3 protein-coding genes and 1 pseudogene are annotated in these 2,650 nt (G+C 39.2%); 3 read left to right on the top strand and 1 reads right to left on the bottom strand.

All coding sequences use genetic code 11. The annotated features are described in order from the left end of the window. Together L1286_RS23900 and L1286_RS23895 are read left to right on the top strand one after the other, a co-directional pair. The coding region (locus L1286_RS23900) for a hypothetical protein (RefSeq protein ID WP_235409529.1) at positions 1 to 1,526 on the top strand (1,526 nt) is incomplete at its 5' end. A gap of 10 nt (positions 1,527 to 1,536) precedes the next feature. Continuing rightward, positions 1,537 to 2,013, top strand: coding sequence for a hypothetical protein (locus L1286_RS23895; RefSeq protein WP_235409528.1), 477 nt, complete (start codon positions 1,537 to 1,539; stop codon positions 2,011 to 2,013). Between the two features lie 26 nt (positions 2,014 to 2,039). On the opposite strand, the gene L1286_RS23890 is transcribed toward L1286_RS23895, so the two are convergent. Further along, entirely contained in the window at positions 2,040 to 2,303 is a 264-nt protein-coding gene (locus tag L1286_RS23890; RefSeq protein ID WP_328284248.1) for a DUF4291 family protein, read from the bottom strand. Between the two features lie 81 nt (positions 2,304 to 2,384). Between L1286_RS23890 and L1286_RS23885 the strand changes: the two are divergent. Further along, positions 2,385 to 2,650, top strand: a pseudogene (locus tag L1286_RS23885) (hypothetical protein); the annotation flags it as partial.

The following is a 2,650-nucleotide window of genomic DNA, read 5'->3' as shown; positions in this document are numbered from 1 at the left end:
ACTTTAACCCTGTGAATGGCATCCTAAACTCAGCGGTCAATTATGGTGCTGATAAGTTATTTGGGAATGATGCGAGTTGGAACTTCAAAAATGTAGCGGTTGATGCATTTGGTAATGTGTTGGGGAATGCGGTTGTTGGTGGATTGAGAAAGTCTCCTGATTCCACTACTCAGGGTATTAGTCAGAAAACGAAGCAACAAATTGAAAAAGCGAAAAGTACAGGCCAAAGCATAGCCCCGGAAACTGCAGAGCAATACATGCAGGAAGTTGTAGCTTCTAAAAGTGAAGGTGGTGCAGTTGACTTAACCTTAGCGAATGTTGATGGAGGTTGGACTATCAGTGGTGCTGGGTACAATGATGCTTTTGTAAGTCATGGAGCATTTGATGATTACAGTTCACTAGTATCAGCTCGAACAGGCTTGGCTGATAATTTTGGTAGTGCATGGTCAGGCAGTGCAACGGGTAGAGGGTTAAACCTTGCATTTATGCAAGCCCAAAGTGAATCAATACGAAATACATTGAGTACGCCAATAACTGAATCAGCAGCTTATATATCAGGAAATAGGCGTGGCTATGTTAATGCTTCGATCGGGCGTGAAGGTATTCTAGCGAGCTATAGATACCAAAAAGCGTCAATGTCTCAATTTATAGCGCAGAATCAAGCACAGTATAATTATGAGCAAGCTAACCCAATGGGAACATGGGGTGACTTAGCTGTTAGAACTGGTGCAAGGGTTTTAGATAATTTATCTATTGCTGGTCAAAGTGTGGCTCAGCTGATCACTCGTGGCCCTGTTGATGTGATCTTGAATGGTTTTGAGACATACTCCTTCCTTGACAAACCAGCAAACAGAATGGAATTGGCGGGTGATTTTCAAGGTGATATAATTAGCTTGTTTGTAGCTCCAGAAGTGGCCCTAGCTAGCGGTGCTAAAGCTGTTGGTGGTCTTACTAGCTTGTCCTCAGTAAGCTCAAGGCCAAGAGTCGGTAGTGATATTGTGACACATCAAAAGTTACTAGATGAATATCACCTACAAGATATCGAACGTTCAAAAGGTTTGAGTCGTCAAACTGGAGTGCCTATGTATCGAAAAGATAACTTAGGTATTGTTCAAGAATTTGATGCATATGGTAATGAAATTATGTATCGAGGCTTTAGTATCCAAGATCATAGGCAGTTCTTACAAACAGGTAGAATTCCTGCTACAAAAGAGACGTTTATTTCGCCTCTAGAAGCATATTCAAGAGATTACGATGGAGTTCTGATGCGCCATACAGTCCAACCAGGAACGATGGATAAATTGTTAGCTATTGGTGGTTATGGAAATACCAAAACGTTGAAATACTATCCAAATTTACCTCATGCAGCTTCTGGATGGGGGAGTAACATGTCACAGATAAAGCTAGAAGGGCAATATAAAATCCATGTAAACAATGGGAATGGAATCATAAATACGGGTCTGGGTCAGGGGAGTGCCTTAGAGTTGTTTAACAATCATATTATTAAGTCTCAGTTGCTTTATTAAGAGTAAAATTATGTATTTAAATGAAAATGAATTTCCTGAGCCAATGAAGTTGGTCTATGAAGTAAAAAAAGAAATAGAAAGTGAGCCTGAGGTGGTTAGGTTAACGCAATCACTTACTCTAGATAACTCTAAACCTTATGATGGTTTAAATGGCAGTTATGGTCTTTATGGCTCTGAGGAATGGTTTGAAAATTTAAACTCAGGTGTTATTCCGAGAAAAGAAATATCAGGCGTGATCGAGAAAGTTTATAGTATTGGAATGGACGAAGAAGATGGGCCTAACACGATTGATATTATTCTTGATGATAACTGGGAAACCATTCGAGAAGGCATATATATAAATAATCAAACTGATGTTGAGTTATTTAAAGTAGGACGACGAGTAGTAGTTCTATATTTTATAGAAGAACTAAAACTACCAAGTGATACACCAAGTGGTAAAAAGCAGCAAGAATTTGTGCTTGAAATGGCAGTATCTACCGAATAACAAAGAGTAAAATTAATAGGGGCTGTTTACTCAGCCCCTATTTTATTAGCTGTCTCTTGACTTAAAAGGTAAGGCAATTCAATAGGCAACAGTGATGTAGCTTGCGAATACTGCTTGCTGTCTACTAAGCTTTTTACTTTAGTTGCGAGTTCTGTGACATCAGTCACTTGCTTTATCCATTGGTTGACATATAAATTAACAGCTTCATTGGTTATGCCAATCTGGATTGCTCTATGTTCTAAAGGGGTTAAGTCTAAGTCCCGTTCAGGGTCCCATTGAAAACTTAAGATAGGACAGGCACAAATTTATTGCTTAAACTAGGTTCTTTGGTTACTGTTTAAATATCCAGTTAAAATGGTTTTTGAAAAGGCATGACAAGAGCAAGGAAAGCATTGATAGATTTGTCCTCAACCTTTTATTATCACTTAATAGCACGGTGTGTACGCCGTGCTTTTTTGTGTGGAGGTGACAAATATTCAGGGAAGAGCTTTGATCATAGGCGACATGGTTGATAGAGCGTTTAAAGCTGCTTAGTGAGGTGTTTGTGATAGAAATTGCGGCGTATGCCATTGTGAACAATCATTATCACTTAGTTGTAAAAGTGAATCGGCAACAAGCACTCAATTGGCCGGATGAT

Origin of the sequence: Pseudoalteromonas sp. SMS1, from assembly GCF_021530565.1 — a bacterium.
In the GTDB taxonomy this organism is placed as follows: domain Bacteria; phylum Pseudomonadota; class Gammaproteobacteria; order Enterobacterales; family Alteromonadaceae; genus Pseudoalteromonas.
Note: the sequence above shows the minus strand (reverse complement) of the source record. Positions and strands in the feature narration are given on the sequence as shown.